The organism is Aquimarina besae (genome assembly GCF_042434905.1).
GTDB lineage: Bacteria > Bacteroidota > Bacteroidia > Flavobacteriales > Flavobacteriaceae > Aquimarina.
Genome location: NZ_CP170199.1, coordinates 3470479 through 3486113, shown reverse-complemented (window position 1 = coordinate 3486113; position 15635 = coordinate 3470479). Strand labels below are relative to the sequence as shown.

Here is a 15635-nt window from a genome sequence, read left to right as displayed (position 1 = left end):
ATTATAATGAAAACACTATACATATTATTATTTGCTTCGCTTATTTCTTGTGCTCCAAAAGTAACTGAGCAAAAAGTATATTTATCTCAAGAAACCCTGGTAAGTAGCGTTTTGGAAAAACTAGACTTAGATACATCGAAAACTCACTTAGAGGCATCAAAAAAATATCCGAATACTAATGATGAAACAATTCTGGTTTTATCTGAAAATGAATTTGCAAATGACAAATACGAAGAAAGTTTAACAAGTCATATTTTGATAGTGAACTCAATAACAGGTAAGATTAAGAACTATTTTTCTGAAAATTCAAAATCAAACGGCTGGGTTTCAGATGCTATATTTATTGATGATATTGCTATAGACACCTTAAATTATAAGCTAAATTCATCTAAAAACGCTTTTGGCGTAATAGTAAAATTTAGGAGTAGCTCACAACCAAATCCATACAGTGAAGAAAGAATTTCACTTTTTACAAAAGAAAACGATAGCCTTAAAAAAATACTAGATTTTTATATGATTCATGAAGATTCAGGAATAGTCAATGTAAACATGAATACGTGCTATGCAGATTTTAAAATAACCACTAATAGACTGTCAATTGGTAACACCAAAACTAACGGATATTACGATATCGTAGTAAACAAAACAATCACCCAAAGAAATTTTAGAGATGATGAAAATGGAGAATGTAACCCAGAAGAAAAAGTCATTGCGACTGAAGAAATTGTACTAAAGTTTAATGGTAAAGAATATAAATAAGGATACAGTGGAATGAAATTTAATAAAACATATGAAGGTGAAAGTTTCGAAAAATATGCTGAATATCTTCAATCCATAAAAAATAGAATTCCAGAAAAGCTATTTCGTTTTGTATCGAATCCGGAAAGACACGATTTAGGAGAAAAAAGTTTACACGATACTCGCATAAAAAAAATCGAATATGAATTTATTTCCAAGGATAACTATGAAATGACCTTACTATTACTAGGTGAGCATAGAGAATTCAAATTACGGTTTGCCAATGTGAGTCAATGGCGAATAAATCAAGTAAACTTTGGCGATCTGTATAAAGATCTAATAACGTATGAGGTAGGAATTGAAAAAGATTTTTCAGAAAATGATAAAATGGTTTTTAGAGCTCAATTTCCTCTTGAAAATGGAATCATAGAAGTGTTTTCAGAGAATATAGAAATAAAAGAAAGCTTTATACAAAGAAGTAGATGATTATGTAAAATGATCGGTAGTTTAATTTGATATTAAAATGAGAGAAACATAAGGCATAAAGTAACCTGAAAATGTGGTATTAATGAAGAATAGTGAAGAATTAACATCAATTATGAATGCAATTTATAAATCTTCAGCTTACTTAGAATTCAAATCAAAGTTGTTGCAGATGGAATCAGCTTCTGATAAATGTAAATTTTTGGATGATGTATCATTCGATTGGAAAAAACTTGATGTAGAGGATAATAATTTGGAGTTTGAAGTAAAGAATTCTCGAGATTTTTATAAAAAAACGAATCTGATTCCGCTTTTTTTTCACGTTGAGGACAAAGTTTTTTATTGCTTTTCACAGAAATATGAAGATAGAATACAAGTATTTGCATTACATACAACTGTTTTTTCTTACAAAAGTTTTAAGGAACTACTGTCCGAATTTTCTAAATAAAAGCACAGCGCTGTGCCTGGTCAAAATAATAACAATACAATGTGGTCAGACAACTACTATTATTTAAATATATATAAAGACGAATCATTAAGTCATGAAGTGTCTACAAATAAATTGATAGATTTTATAACTACCATTCCAGAATTGGAGAAGAATGGAGCATATAAATTCAAGAACACAGGATCGTTTCCATATACTCAATTGTTATTGTTGAAATCAAAAAAATTGGACAGTTGGAACGAAAACGATACAAATGCAAAAAGTACGAATCTGATCACCATTGTATGTTCAAAAGGAGCGCATATCGATTTTAAAGAAATAGAAAGAGTTTTTGTAAAAATTGCTTCCTTCCTGCAATGGACTATAGTAGCGGAGGAAAATGATGATGGAATTGAAAATTATATTGTCTGGAAACCGGAATAAAAAAATTAAAAGTCGTGCTAAATTGTAATTAACAACTGATAAATGGAAATATTACTAATTATTTGCTTATTAACCATTGTGGGCATAATCTTATTCTTGCTTTTTAAAATCCTTAAATGGGTTTTTCAAAAAAAATCAAGGATGACTGTGGTACTTTTTTTATCAGTGAGTATTGGTGCTGGAATCATCATAAACAAGCTCTTTTTTGTAAAAATGGAGTTTATACAATCAAAAGTATATCCGGATTTATACATCATTAAAAATCCAACAAAAGACAAAGATGTTTTGCAAAAAGCCATAAGAGCTATGGTCTTAGAGAAAACAAAGAAAAATTCAAACTATTCAACTTCTGATGTAGAACACCGTATAGATTTCTATGAATATACTAAAGGTTCTTTTTTTATACCCTTTAACGATGCAGGAACGTATTATTTTATAGACCACGAAGAAGACCCGGGCGGTTTTAGTGTAGAAGTTTTAGATATGTATTCAAACTACCGTATTGCTGAGTTTAGTTTACAACGGTGTCAGGAGGATACATCAAGTTATTTGGGGAAATTGAATTACTACCAGAATGCTAAAATTATAAAAACAGATACAATTTTAAATTCGTGTGATAAAGCAAAAAAATGATAAAGAATGAACGGGTAGTATATGGCGATTTCAAAAAAAGGATTGAGAAGCATTACTGTGGATGGACAGAAATTTTACTGGAAATTCGACGGAAAAGTCATGGTGTATTCTGATCAAATTAAAAATGGCTTGTTGATAGTTGATTTTGGATGGTATGACACGTGGTTATTTGTAAATGATAACGACAATAGGCCTTCTGATTTCGAACCAAAATCAGTGACTCCAAAGTTTGTAAGTGAGTCTATTTCATTTGCTCTTACTAAAGGATGGAAAGAAGGAAAAATGGAAATAGAATTTAAAAAAGGATCTTATAAAAAGAAAGCATAAACTATGTCTTATACCTTTGATAATTAGAAGATGAACAAAGAAAAATTAATCAACAAAATTAACCAGGCTTTTAAAAGTGTACAACTTGAGGAAGGGATCGGACTTTGGGAAGCACAAGGGCACGATGACCGACTTACAGCTAAAGAATGCAGAGAACTAAGAAAAAAAGATGAAAAAGAGGATTGGAGCAAAATCCAAATAATTGATTTGTATACGTGTAGTAGTTCATTATCATTTTTTGATGCAAAGGGAATGCGCTTTCACACGCCAATGTTCCTTCTCCTTGCTCTTAATGTATTCGAGAAAGAAGAAAAAGAACTAAACAAAAAAGGAAGTATTCAATCTTGCTTAGAACCAGATATTGAATTTCATTTATTATCAGGATTAGCATACCTGAAATCAGATAATGAAATAATGAAAAACTATAGTGAAGAACAATTTTCTCTATTTAATGTTCCACAAATAGAGTGCATTGTAGAATTTCTAAAATATCGCATGAAAGAAATGGAAGAACACTATAGTAACAAATATGCCAAGGAGTTAGGAACAAATCCTGATGCTGTAATATATGATAAAGATTATATCCAACTTAAAGACGGAGTTAACTATTGGGCTAAAAAAATATAAACTATGAAACACCTACTTATACTGTTTGCTATTGTACTGTTTTCTTGTAAAGAGAAAATAAAAAATGGCACAAAAACTATGGAAACAGCTGTAACCGAAACACCAGAAATAGAGAAAGCAAATAATCCCGAAAAACCAATTGAAAAAGCAATAACAAAAGCACCACAAACTGAGTTTAACTTAATTGATGCCGTTGTTAGACAACTAAAAATCAACCCGGATAAAATAGAATTTGTTGCACATAAAAAGTTGCCCAATAACGAAAAAGAAAGCATTGTTGTCATTGCTGAAACTGCAACAGAAGAGGATGATTATTTTAGGTTCAACAGCCACGTCCTGGTAGTAGAAAGTACAACCGGACAAATTCTCAACACCTTTTTTGAAAGCTATGAAACAAACGGCTGGCAATCTGATGCACTATTTATCGATACGATTGCTATAGATACAGCGCCTTATAATGTTACAGAAACAGATCGAGCATTCGGGATTAGAATTTATTCTCGTACGCTATCTCAGCCCAATCCGTATAACCAGGAATCAATATCTTTATTTGTGGAATCTGAGAATACACTTAGAAATATTTTAAAAAACTACGAAGTAAAAGTATATGGAGGAGAATGGGATACGACCTGTTATGGAGAATTTACAGATGTAAAAAAGACATTAATTATTTCTAAAGAAAAGAGTAATGACTATTTCGATATTGTAGTAAAAAGTAACATCACTAAAATCAATAACGATGAAGATGAAAATGGAGAGTGTATTTCTAAAGAAAAGAAGACTACCTCAAAAACAGTATTGAAATTTAATGCTAAAGAATATAAATCGGAAAACCTATAATCTTTTCGAATCATATAGAATGTCTAAAAATCAGCGCGTATGAAAACCTTAAAACAAATCGGAACCTACAGTATTTGGGCAATCATAGCCCTATTACTTGGTATTGGTTATATGCGAATTGTTTTAGGTCCCAATGAAACAGCCAAAGATGGTTTATGGTACCTACTTCATATTTTTTATGATGTAGGTCTACTTCATATAGGTTTAGTAATCGGAGTTGTAATCGCAGTGTTATTTATTTTTTTAGATATGGTTTATCTTAAAAATAAACTAAAATACCGCAAAAAATCAACAGGTATTCGTTTTTTAATTCTTATTGCTATCGCTATGCTTGTAGGTGTAATTCATTATATTTTAGAGAAAGTTATTGATGTTATTTAGAACCAAAAATCGTATTAGAAAAAACATATGAAATTAAGTAATTCATTTAGCGGAGCGTTAAGAACATTTACATACTTCATCGCTAGCGGAACGCATTATCAATTAAAAGGAGTTGAGTATCTAAAGCTATTTGGCAGTGAACCAAGCGCTATAGAACAAGCGTATGCCATATTTGCCAATGTAATTGAGTTAGATGAAAATGGAGAAGTTCTGAATGCAAAGTATGCCGAAAAACGAGCGGTAGATTACATCCGTTCTTATTGTCAATCGGATTTTAAAGTAGAACCTCCTTATGAGGATTGGGAGATAGAATTGTATTAAACTCAAAAGGAGTTAAAACAAACAATCAATTATTGATCTAATTATTAGAATTATGAACAAGAAGATTATTACAATATGCATTGTATTATGTATGTGTTGTCCATCATCTCAAGCTCAAAAAATGAAAAGTCTCTTACACAAAGAACTCACAGCAAAAGTTGGAGCTATTTGTGAGGAGACACCAGATGATAATCCTTGTGCAGGTAGTCAAATTTACCTAACATTTTTGTTTGATAAAGAACGAGTGCAAGTATCAGAAAAAGAAATATCAACGTGTGATAAGGAATCCATACATAACATAGGAAGCTATACCTGGAAATTGCTAGACAGTAAAGAAATTAAGGTAGATTTTGATCCAATGATGATAAAAGGTACGTATGCAGAGCATATTTTTTTAGAATTACGTGATAAACAACTAATAGGAAAGATAACACATGAAAATGGAGAGGTTGTAGCATATGCATTTGAAAAAACAACAAATGCCAGCCATTCGGTGACTGATATAAAACAAGAAGTGAAGTTAGCGACCATTGATTCCGTAAGTATTACAGAAATAAAAGGAAATACCAGTGGAGACATACCAACTATTTTTGACTTCTACAAGAAGGAACAAATAGATGAAGTAGATATTTGGTCTGATAAAATGTTTGGGAGATGCTGTTCTGAGGCGGATTTATCCTACTCTGAATTACTATACTTTGATATTACTGCAACTATAGATAATAGTAAGTATCCATTAAAAAACGTATTCGATAGAAGATATAGAACAGCCTTTGTATTTAAAGAAAATGATCAAGTAGAGATTTCTCTAAAATTAAAGCGAAATGAAGAAAGCCATAAATATCACACAGAATTGTTGGTTGATGATGTCTTGAAAACCAATGACACGTTGTTAAAACCTTTTAGATTAAGTCTGGTGAATGGGTATGTGAAATCAGAGAAAACTTTTAAAGAAAACGCTAGAATTAAAGAGGTAAAAGTGTTTTTAAATAAGGATTATAAAGGCACGATACAACTACTGGATACTCCTTTGGTACAGGAGTTTGCATTAGATTTTATATTTTCAAAAAATGATACTGTTAGACTAAAACCTATAAGTTATTACAAAGGGACTAAATACAATGATATTTGTATTTCTGAGATACAAAGTTGTCTGGCGCATATTACCCACACTAGTATTAATAAAAAGTATAAAGTACGTGAATTATGGGAAATTGGATATGCTTTAAAAAAAGACAAAAAATGAAGAAAGCAATTTATATAATACTTGCAATCATACTTCCTGCCGGAATAGGAATTTATTTTTATGATGCGAGTAAAGTGCTAGAAACCCATAAAAGTCCGGATGGAGACTATGTCATCATTGTAAAAAGAGAAAACAGTTTTTTTACAACCACAATGCCTGGGGATGGTGGTACGAATATTCCAGTAGAAGTTATTCTAAAAAACACAAACGGAAAAGTAATAGGAACGAGTAGTAGTAATAAGAATTGTGGTGTTTTATGGTTTAGTATTGAGATAAACTGGGATTTGGAAAATCATGAAGTATGGTATGGACGAGGTAAGACAATAAACTTAAAAACAGGTGAAGTAAGTTGTTGAATTATTGAAGGTGCATACCGACCAATTTAGAATTACCTAATGTAGAAAGTGATAGCAGTTACCTATAAAGGAGATGTTTTTACAATAATCAAATAGTATTAAAACTAATGAGACCCAACCAATAACAAATAAAACGATGTAACAATATAAAATACGGTAGTGTTTGTAGTAGCTGGCATTACTAATGAGTAACAATATGGAAATGAGAATTCGATATATTTTAATCACAATTATTTTAATCTCTTGTGCTCAAAACACAAAAGAAAATAAGGCAACTGTAGTTGAAGTACAAGATGCTATTCAACTTTCAGAAGATGTACCTCGAAAAAATGAAAACGCAAGTAATGACATTTCTTCTCAACAATTAAGATTATTAACTGAAGTAAAAGCAATTAAAAAATACGGTACACCTTCATCTATAGAGCAATTTATGTTGGATGACGCTCAGGGAGAGTTTAGAAGTAGTATTTCTTATAAGTACACAGTAGAAGAAAGACAAAGTGAATCTATTTTGATAGAAGAGGTCACCTGGGAAAAAGATGAAAATACTTGGATAACTGTTTGGTATGAGGTTCAACAAGAAAAATCAGTACCCAAAGAGGTTTATGAATGGAAAAAAGGAAGTGAATTTTAAAGTATAGAAAGTCAAAATGTACGTAATCGGAGAAATAACAAAAGGCTACAAGTTCAACTCAGTGTATGCGGTTTTTGAGGATAAAATAAATGCAGATGTCTACCATAAAAAGAATCTAAACCAATTGGAGACTATAAAAATTGATGCTGTGTTTCCTTTTTTTATAATCGAAGAGTTTACGAATCAGGAGAGATATTATAAAAGCATTACTAAGGAAGAGTTAGAAATTAGAACTCAAAAAATTAAAGAATTAGATACCGCTACATCTGTGTATTTTAACCTTTGGCGTATTGATGAGGATTTGTATAATAAAAATTTTCCCGATGAACCTGTATTAAGAGGAATGGATTTTCATATACATTTTACCGATACTGATATGAAAGAAATTGAAACAAATGGTTTTGATGCCTATTGGGATGATATTGTAATAATTTAAAGTATAGTAGAAATATGAAAAACGGATGTACTATCGCAGACGCAATGAACACATATAATATTGCCTTAAGGATTATACTATCTAAAGGTTATAAAGTTTTTCTTATACCCGACAAAAGAGAAGAATATTTTGGTGATTTCTGTGCAGTAAAAGAGAATCGTAAATTCATTGGAGGTGACCCATTAAGAGTATTAGGACTTATTTCTATTTGGGAGAATACGGGTGATGATTGGCAAAACAGTCATTTTTCTGAGCACGATGTAAAAAAAGAATCTTTATATGACAAAATCCTTTCAAGAGCTTATCCCGATAGTGTTGAAGATTTCAATGGCTTGTCAGATGTAGAGTTTGCAGATTTTGTGTTGGATTATAGATTGTTTTTTACACACGTTTTGGATGAAAAATTTCCTAAAAATCCATCAAGACAAGATATGTTTCAATTAGTCAGTACATTTTACTTAGAATAGGAATTGAAAATGGAAGCAGTAAAGACAGAAGTGTATTTTATTCTGGATAAGAACTGGGAAAAGAATTTATTCAGCCTTTCCCAAAAGTATCCTATATGGATTTGTAAATCTAACTCAAATGACATCCAAATAAATAAGATTTGGAAAAAGAATCATTCTAGTTTTAATCCGAATAAAAGTGTTACCTCATTTGAGATGAATGATACCATTGAAAATACATTTTATAATTTTCTGGGAATTATAGATGATCATCATCAAGAAGGGTATTCGAACGTTGTAGAATGGAATAAAATATTGGTTTTTGGGGTAGACTTTAAAAAAGTAACAAAAACAGAAATAGAAGAAGTTTTGGGGTTTCCTGTTACAATTAACAGTTTAGATGAGAGCTTTGAAATTATCAAACAAGAAAAATTAATTAAAATGGAATCATTTGTTGAAAATGTAAATAAGAGTATCGTAAAAGAACAATGGGAGCAGTCAAAACAGAAATAGAAAAAGCTATTAAAACACTTGAACTAGAGCAAGAAGATATTTGTTTAGTTTCGGATGGTAGAAGTTTGTATGTAGAGCTGTTAACTCACTTCGTAAAATCAGGAGATCGGAGATGGTGGTGGGAAGATTTTAAACAAGACTCCTTTAATTTTATAAAGTACGAGCGCCCTTTTGAGCATCTCATCCATATCATCCCAAAAGATATAGATAAAGTTTGGCTTATGATAGAAGATGATGAAGAGGAGTATTACCCAATTTACAATTGCAAAACCTCAATTATTGGTGATGTTATCGGAGAATGTTCTGCATTTGAATATTATGTAATAGATAAAAACAAAGCGTGGTTACTTTGCGAAAATCATAGCGATCAATTAATAGGAGTTGGAGAGAAATTAAGAACAGTGAATCCCGATAAATTACAGTAGACAAGTAGTTCTGATGTATAAGATGATAATATGAGATTAAAATATAGCATCGTTAATTTAACGCTATTAATAGCAGTAAGTTCTTGTGTAACGTTTAAAAATCAAAAAAATAGAAGACCTATCATCCATGAGTTGATAATTATGGGAGAAGAATCCGGCGAAATTTCGATTAAATACTTTAAAAAACACCACGCTATAAATGATGTAAATCAAATAATTGAAAAAGAATTTATTTGGGATTCAATTAAAAATGATATGGTATATAGTGGTAAAAGTATCCCTATAGAATTAACGACTTTGGTTAATTATAACACCCAAAATAACAAATTTGATAGTGAAGAAGTAGTCATAAAAAATGGCTTTGTAACAGGTACTTATAAAGCGCATATATTTAAAAAAGGGAAAAGTTTTGATTCAATTAAAACTATTGAATATGAGAAAGGAAGTATTTCTGGAGAACTAAAAATATTAAATGTAAAAGATAGTATTTTATATCAAACCACCTTTAAAAAGGGCAATGGATACTGGAAAGATTATTATCATAAGGAAAGTAAATTACGAGAAGAGGGCAAGGTAAAAAACAACTATAAGGAAGGAGAATGGAAATATTATAATGTATACGGAAATGTAGATAGTACTAAAACCTATACTTTAAATGATGCTGTAGATGTTCGTTATCCACATTGTTTTTTTAATAAAAAAGAACCTTGTTATTAATTTTTTTTAAACATAACCTTCTAATCGAGTTGATATATTAACTCTAACAACAATGGAAGTATTTAAAATGCTATGAATAGTATGGAGAAGTATCAAATAAAACTACAACAAGCGATACAGGATAAGGCTAGTTTTATGAACTCGACAAAGTGGATAGCGCTATTTACAATCATAAAAGATCTAAACCCGGGATATATTGCAAAAGTAAAGCTCCTTTTAGATAAGGAAGCAAGAGAATTTACCATACCGAATGAAGAGAGTTTTTTGAACGAAAAATATATAGAAGAATACTGGGGCGTTTTTGAATTGAAAGAAATTGAATGGATTTTAATTCCCTCTGAAGTTATATCTGAAAGAAAAAACCGAAAAGAGTTATTAGCTCCAAAAGTAAAGACTCAAAATATTGAATTGATAGAGACAGCATTGCAAACAGGAAAGCAATTTGAATATGAACTATCAAAATCGGGATTAAAAATTTATGGCTACAAATAAAAAAGCTACTTATAAATGAAAACAAAAAACATGAAAAATAAAACCTGGTCACTTGTATTACTTGCCATTTTAATATGTTTTTGCCAAAATGCTTGTAAAGATAAATCTGCAGTGTCTAACAAAAAAGAAAGTAATAGCAAGTTTGAAATAGAAAATAAAAGTGAAGACGCTGTACAATCTAAATCAGAGAAAAAAACACCTGATCCAAGTAAATTGAGCAGTGCATTAAGACCCAATGAAAAAATAGAATTTGGTAAAACATATACCGACACCGTAAATTTTATAAGCTTTGATGATAATTATGATTATTGGTATTTTTTAGCACAAAAAAATAAGGATACTATACAAATAATGTATTATGCCGATGCACCCATAAACAAATTAGTAAAGGGAGATAAAATAGAAATCAATTGGGAGATGAAACGTTTAGAAGAAGCTGGGGATCCTGAAATTTCATACATTAAACCTTACTTAGTTTCATTCAAAAAAATAGGCTCTCCTAAACCCACCGATAAAAACATCAAAGTGTTATGGAGAGGAGAACTTTATGACGAAGATCTAAGGCAAGAGATCAATACTATTATTTTAAACAAAGACTATCAAGAAAAAATAGCTGAACCCGAAAGAGCAGCTTTGGGTTACGTAGCAACATTTATAGGAAACGAATGCGAATGGGATGGAAAAGCAAATGAAAATAGAAGTAATCTTCAATGCAAGCTATTGTCATATTTAGATTTGGGATATCAATGCTCTGATAAGCACTTAAATTTTTTAAAAAAATCCTTTTCAAAAGATACGGTAGCATTAAAAAAACTTAAAACATGCCCTACAATACCAAATACCGCAACGATACAATCAACATTTGATGAAATTTCAATAGAGACAAACACACAAGAACAAACTATATTGATTCACTATAAAGTTAGTAGTATAAATATGCGAGAAAGTATTGTGTCTAGTTACACCAAAATAGACACATTTAAATATGATGGAGATCATCTAACATTGCTTAATTCAGAAAAAATAGAGAACAGTGGGGCTTCTAATCCTATGGACAAGAAATCCTTTGTAATATCCTGTGGTTCGGGATGCGCAATGACCTATTCTGAATATAAAATTGTTGCTAATGATAATCTTAAGGAGGTAACATTTACAGTTGAAATGTATATAAATGAAAAGCTATCAGATGAATACTATGAAACTTACAAATATAAATGTGATACTTCAAACGAAGGAGCACAAATAGTATTAAAAGGAAATGACGATTTTAATATAGAAGAGCAACATAAGGAAATTCAGGAAAATCTGAAGTCGTACATAGGTAGATTATGTAACAAATAGTCTTCTGAAACTAGGTGTATAAAAGAAATAAAGGTACGAATACAAACAGGTAAGCTAACCATACATAAAAGAAATGAAAACAAACCAAATTAACATCTTATATATAACAATCATTTTATTTGGGTTATACAATACAATATATTCTCAAAATACGGATACTTGGTCTGGTAATTTTATTTTGAAATCTTCAAAATCTGAAACTATTGACTCTATAAGAATTAGGAGAACTAGTGACGTAAACAAAGATGATGTCGCTGGTAGATTTGAATCTGATGTAAGTCGATGGAAAATTACTTCGAAAAACGACAACTATCAAAATGAAGTAATAGCAAGACGATTCCTTTTTGATATAGAAAATGATGAAAATGAATATGAACAATTCGATTGGACTGAAATGTATTTAAAAAGAGAAGTAGAATGTATAGATGCAGGTCATTTTTTTATTTGTCGAACAAAACCAAATAGTAATGTCAAAATTGAAAATGAATCCCTTTTTACCAAAACAGGTATTTTCGGAATAAGGCTGCATTATGGATTATTTGAATTAGAAAAATATGAATAAGCTTAAAAAGTACACTAGTAAACATTAGCTATAGCTCATTGCGGCTGAATCCCTTAATTGGAATTCATAGCAATTTTGAAATCTTATGGATGCATCGTAATGTTTCCTTAGGGAAATTCTGGAACAAGTCATACGTAAATCGTTAGTCACAAATAAAAAAATCTCTAATAGATGGATTACAAAGAAATTGAAAACTGGATAAGAGAGAATATAACAAAGAATGGAAACGTATCACTACATATTTTTTCTAAAGAAGAGAAGATTTTTGAAAGTCCGTTTGGTTCTTCTCAAGAACAATCTGAATTGATTAATCTCAATGGATTTCTAAAAAAAATCGGAAAATCTTTAACTAAAGTTAGACAAATTAAATCTGTTTTCTGGTTCAAAATAAATCTAATTGATAATGCTCTTTCAGATTTAGTTGGATTAGGAAAAATAACTGATTTGAACGATTTAGAGCTTATGTCAAGCTTAATTATGTATGATAAAGCTGACCAAAATGGAGATGTAATTGTCGGGATATTTGATACATCAAAAGGATGGTTAATAAAACTAACGAATGACCGAGACAATAATAGAGTTTATATACGATTGTATGGGAAAGGTAAAATAATTGAATTATTAAAAAACAAAGCCAATGGCTAACCATAGTCGGGACATAGGAATAAATATCACGTATTAATGAAAAAAGCAATTATACTACTTTTAATATTTCAATTTCAATCTGTCATTGGTCAAAAAACTTTTGAACAAATTATTGATGAGACACCTCTCTACGAAAACTATTATTCGCCTTTTAGTTATTCTGATCGTGCTGAAAAAAAACAAGGGGTTTCTATACAAAATGAAACTCAAATTTTAAGAAGATTAGAACTTCCTCTTTTAAAGAATAGAGAATATTATATTACAGGTAAATATGAAATAAACAATTTAATTGTTCTTTTCTTTTCAGAATATTCGGTTTCAGAAAATATTCATTTTGCTATTCTTCTTGATAAATCATTAAATATAATAGATAGGTTAAAGGAAACTGCTTATGATAATGATGAAGGTTTTTATGGAGTAAACTCATGGATAGACTATAATATTTTAACTGTCAATATTCATAATATATATAACAATCCAGAATACGTAAAAAAACAATATTCAATTACAGATAGAGGTTTCATCCCTATAAAAAATCAGGTTATTATAAAAACACCATCAGGAATTAGAATACGTAATAAACCAACAACAAATAGTGCTATTGTAGCCACTGCACCAAATCTAAAAGTTTTTGATTACTTATCCAGCAATTCTGAAGTGGATTCAACATCTGTGTTTGATAACGGAAAATATTTAAAAAATCGGTGGTTAAAAATTGCTACAAAAGATTCTATACAACAATTAGGGTATGTTTTTGGTGCTTTTGCAAAAAGACATATGGAAATGATAACTAATGATTATAAAGTGATTCTTGATGAAATATCGAAAGAAGAATTTCATCAACAACAAGGTGAAAATCATAGTAATCCGTCCGTCAAAAAAATTACTGATCTAAAAAAAATACAAAGTATTTTAAAAAATCAATTGATTGGAGAGTATGATGAAGAGGATAATTTTAATATAAAAAAAGTATTGACAGACAACGGTAAGGAAGTCAGTGGCTTTTATGAAGAAGAATGTGTGATTTCGGCCTACTATCCTCAATATCATTATTTATTATTTGAATGTGGCCATGCTTCTGACTATTTAATAAATCTAAAAAATGGAGAAGATGATATTAACCGAATAGGAAATCCGGATTATTACCTATCATCTCCACAAAAAACATTTCGTTTAAACGGCTATTATAGTGGACAAACGAATGTTCATTTTTTAGAAAAAAATAATAAAAATGCTGCTCCAGAGTATCTGTTCAGTATTTCAAGCCTTATTCAGTCCGATTACTTAGAAAAATATTTTTGGAAAGATGATAACACGATTCTATTAAAAGTTGAAAAAATGTATTATAAAATACAATTACAAAAACTTTAATCTATGATAGTAACAAACTATTGCGATAAAATATAGATTACAACGCTACAAATATAGATTGACAGAAGAATTATAAGATAAATATATGATATAACAACAAGTAACTATATCAATGCCATCAAATTAAAGAAATTACGTAAACAAGGAGGCTGATGTAACTTGTTATGTAGAATAAGTACGAATGAAAAATAATTTTGAGATAAGAGAAGTGAAAAAGGATGATAAAAAAATAAGTTTCGACTTTTTTATCGATGGAAAAGCATTGTCCGAATTGTTAAATATTAATCGGTTTGATTTGGCTTACTGTGATTTTGATTTAGATATACTGGAGATGGATACAGATAAGTTTCCAAAGTATGATAGAGCAAAAGTTAATAAAAATGCTGTTGCTCAGTTTTTAGGAATTAACCAACCATCCAATCAATTTGACACAACCCGTATTGTATTGTATAGATGCCATTGTGGTAGTGATTATTGTGGTGTGATTTCATGTAACTTAGTTAAGCAAGATGATGTGATAATCTGGAAAGGGATTACCTATGAGAATGATGATTTTGAATATGATAAAGAGATAGCAAACAGCGGAATAAAACCAATAACAGAACTAAAATTTGCCAGAAGGGAATATGAATTGGAGTTTGAAAATTATTTAGAAAAGTACTGTGCCTGATGTGGTATAAATAAGAGCAGTTTAAGTGATGAAGTGAACATAAAACATAAAATACAATGACTAAAAAAATACTATTAAATCTAAATATACTGACTTTTACAATTTTACTTTTTAGTTTCCATGGAAAAGCACAAAAAATGAAGAATTTGGAAAATGTTTATAAGACTGAACTGGAAAATGGAACTTGGATAACCGATAGAATTTTAGGCTTAGACCCTAACATTAAACAATACAATTTAACAAAGTTTATTGAAAGAAAATTTGCTGGTAATTTGACAAGTTTTGGAGATAAAATAATTTTTAATAGTAGCTATGTTGCACCTTGTGGGAATGATAAGTTTACAACAGTAATTGGAAAATATGAATTCTTCGACAAGGAAAAAATAATCATTTCAGTTGACACTGTTACGTACTCTGGTGAATGGAAAAAACCAACTGAGTATAGAAAACCGAAACAGTTAATATTTTTAATCTCTAAAGTTGATGAGACAATAGTCTTTACAAAACAAAGTGATAAGAAAAACTAAAACGAACCAATAACTTAACCAATCAAATGATAC

25 protein-coding genes are annotated in these 15635 nt (G+C 30.0%); all 25 read left to right on the top strand.

Translation table 11 applies throughout. The features are described from left to right. Positions 1 to 6 precede the first annotated feature (6 nt). The 25 genes from ACE94K_RS15350 to ACE94K_RS15230 all read left to right on the top strand — a co-directional run bounded on the left by ACE94K_RS15350 (position 7) and on the right by ACE94K_RS15230 (position 15602). Complete coding sequence (locus ACE94K_RS15350; RefSeq protein ID WP_378174107.1) at positions 7 to 759, top strand: hypothetical protein; 753 nt, start codon at positions 7 to 9, stop codon at positions 757 to 759. A 12-nt stretch (positions 760 to 771) separates the two neighbouring features. After that, positions 772 to 1224 carry a hypothetical protein gene (locus ACE94K_RS15345; protein WP_378174104.1) on the top strand — a complete coding sequence of 151 codons (453 nt, stop codon included), beginning with the start codon at positions 772 to 774 and terminating at the stop codon, positions 1222 to 1224. Positions 1225 to 1306: 82 nt separating this feature from the next. Next, a complete protein-coding gene (locus tag ACE94K_RS15340) occupies positions 1307 to 1669 on the top strand; it encodes a hypothetical protein (RefSeq protein WP_378174101.1) in 363 nt (120 codons plus the stop codon). 12 nt (positions 1670 to 1681) lie between these two features. After that, a complete protein-coding gene (locus ACE94K_RS15335; RefSeq protein WP_378174099.1) occupies positions 1682 to 2092 on the top strand; it encodes a hypothetical protein in 411 nt (136 codons plus the stop codon). 141 nt (positions 2093 to 2233) lie between these two features. Continuing rightward, positions 2234 to 2725: a hypothetical protein gene (locus tag ACE94K_RS15330; protein WP_378174096.1), complete on the top strand. Its 492-nt coding sequence runs from the start codon at positions 2234 to 2236 to the stop codon at positions 2723 to 2725. 21 nt (positions 2726 to 2746) lie between these two features. Further along, positions 2747 to 3052 (top strand): hypothetical protein, encoded by a 306-nt coding sequence (locus ACE94K_RS15325; protein WP_378174094.1) that lies wholly within the window; start codon positions 2747 to 2749, stop codon positions 3050 to 3052. A gap of 30 nt (positions 3053 to 3082) precedes the next feature. Further along, positions 3083 to 3679, top strand: coding sequence for a DUF6714 family protein (locus tag ACE94K_RS15320; RefSeq protein WP_378174092.1), 597 nt, complete (start codon positions 3083 to 3085; stop codon positions 3677 to 3679). A 3-nt stretch (positions 3680 to 3682) separates the two neighbouring features. After that, entirely contained in the window at positions 3683 to 4519 is an 837-nt protein-coding gene (locus tag ACE94K_RS15315; RefSeq protein ID WP_378174089.1) for a hypothetical protein, read from the top strand. Between the two features lie 39 nt (positions 4520 to 4558). After that, positions 4559 to 4900, top strand: coding sequence for a hypothetical protein (locus ACE94K_RS15310; protein WP_378174087.1), 342 nt, complete (start codon positions 4559 to 4561; stop codon positions 4898 to 4900). 27 nt (positions 4901 to 4927) lie between these two features. Continuing rightward, positions 4928 to 5221: a hypothetical protein gene (locus tag ACE94K_RS15305; RefSeq protein ID WP_378174084.1), complete on the top strand. Its 294-nt coding sequence runs from the start codon at positions 4928 to 4930 to the stop codon at positions 5219 to 5221. A 121-nt stretch (positions 5222 to 5342) separates the two neighbouring features. Next, positions 5343 to 6467: a hypothetical protein gene (locus tag ACE94K_RS15300; protein WP_378174081.1), complete on the top strand. Its 1125-nt coding sequence runs from the start codon at positions 5343 to 5345 to the stop codon at positions 6465 to 6467. After that, on the top strand, positions 6464 to 6823 hold the full coding sequence (locus tag ACE94K_RS15295) for a hypothetical protein (RefSeq protein WP_378174079.1): 360 nt from the start codon (positions 6464 to 6466) through the stop codon (positions 6821 to 6823). The genes ACE94K_RS15300 and ACE94K_RS15295 overlap by 4 nt, the downstream gene beginning before the upstream one ends. A 202-nt stretch (positions 6824 to 7025) precedes the next feature. Next, on the top strand, positions 7026 to 7457 hold the full coding sequence (locus ACE94K_RS15290) for a hypothetical protein (RefSeq protein ID WP_378174076.1): 432 nt from the start codon (positions 7026 to 7028) through the stop codon (positions 7455 to 7457). Between the two features lie 16 nt (positions 7458 to 7473). Then, on the top strand, positions 7474 to 7893 hold the full coding sequence (locus ACE94K_RS15285; RefSeq protein WP_378174073.1) for a hypothetical protein: 420 nt from the start codon (positions 7474 to 7476) through the stop codon (positions 7891 to 7893). Between the two features lie 14 nt (positions 7894 to 7907). Beyond that, positions 7908 to 8360 (top strand): hypothetical protein, encoded by a 453-nt coding sequence (locus ACE94K_RS15280; protein ID WP_378174070.1) that lies wholly within the window; start codon positions 7908 to 7910, stop codon positions 8358 to 8360. Between the two features lie 9 nt (positions 8361 to 8369). After that, positions 8370 to 8852: a hypothetical protein gene (locus ACE94K_RS15275; RefSeq protein ID WP_378174067.1), complete on the top strand. Its 483-nt coding sequence runs from the start codon at positions 8370 to 8372 to the stop codon at positions 8850 to 8852. Continuing rightward, positions 8828 to 9277 (top strand): DUF6756 family protein, encoded by a 450-nt coding sequence (locus ACE94K_RS15270; RefSeq protein WP_378174064.1) that lies wholly within the window; start codon positions 8828 to 8830, stop codon positions 9275 to 9277. Before ACE94K_RS15275 ends, ACE94K_RS15270 begins: the two co-directional genes overlap by 25 nt. A gap of 30 nt (positions 9278 to 9307) precedes the next feature. Beyond that, positions 9308 to 9994, top strand: a complete 687-nt coding sequence (locus tag ACE94K_RS15265) for a hypothetical protein (RefSeq protein WP_378174061.1) — start codon at positions 9308 to 9310, stop codon at positions 9992 to 9994. A gap of 81 nt (positions 9995 to 10075) precedes the next feature. Continuing rightward, positions 10076 to 10486, top strand: a complete 411-nt coding sequence (locus ACE94K_RS15260) for a DUF6678 family protein (protein ID WP_378174059.1) — start codon at positions 10076 to 10078, stop codon at positions 10484 to 10486. Positions 10487 to 10501: 15 nt separating this feature from the next. After that, positions 10502 to 11827 carry a hypothetical protein gene (locus ACE94K_RS15255; RefSeq protein ID WP_378174056.1) on the top strand — a complete coding sequence of 442 codons (1326 nt, stop codon included), beginning with the start codon at positions 10502 to 10504 and terminating at the stop codon, positions 11825 to 11827. A 73-nt stretch (positions 11828 to 11900) separates the two neighbouring features. Next, the gene (locus tag ACE94K_RS15250) at positions 11901 to 12389 is read left to right on the top strand and encodes a phosphate ABC transporter permease (RefSeq protein WP_378174053.1); all 489 of its coding nucleotides are present in this window, start codon (positions 11901 to 11903) and stop codon (positions 12387 to 12389) included. Positions 12390 to 12560: 171 nt separating this feature from the next. Further along, on the top strand, positions 12561 to 13034 hold the full coding sequence (locus ACE94K_RS15245) for a hypothetical protein (RefSeq protein ID WP_378174051.1): 474 nt from the start codon (positions 12561 to 12563) through the stop codon (positions 13032 to 13034). Between the two features lie 36 nt (positions 13035 to 13070). After that, on the top strand, positions 13071 to 14405 hold the full coding sequence (locus ACE94K_RS15240) for an SH3 domain-containing protein (protein ID WP_378174048.1): 1335 nt from the start codon (positions 13071 to 13073) through the stop codon (positions 14403 to 14405). A gap of 181 nt (positions 14406 to 14586) precedes the next feature. Further along, positions 14587 to 15075 (top strand): hypothetical protein, encoded by a 489-nt coding sequence (locus ACE94K_RS15235; RefSeq protein ID WP_378174045.1) that lies wholly within the window; start codon positions 14587 to 14589, stop codon positions 15073 to 15075. 56 nt (positions 15076 to 15131) lie between these two features. Further along, positions 15132 to 15602, top strand: a complete 471-nt coding sequence (locus tag ACE94K_RS15230) for a hypothetical protein (protein WP_378174043.1) — start codon at positions 15132 to 15134, stop codon at positions 15600 to 15602. Positions 15603 to 15635 lie beyond the last annotated feature (33 nt).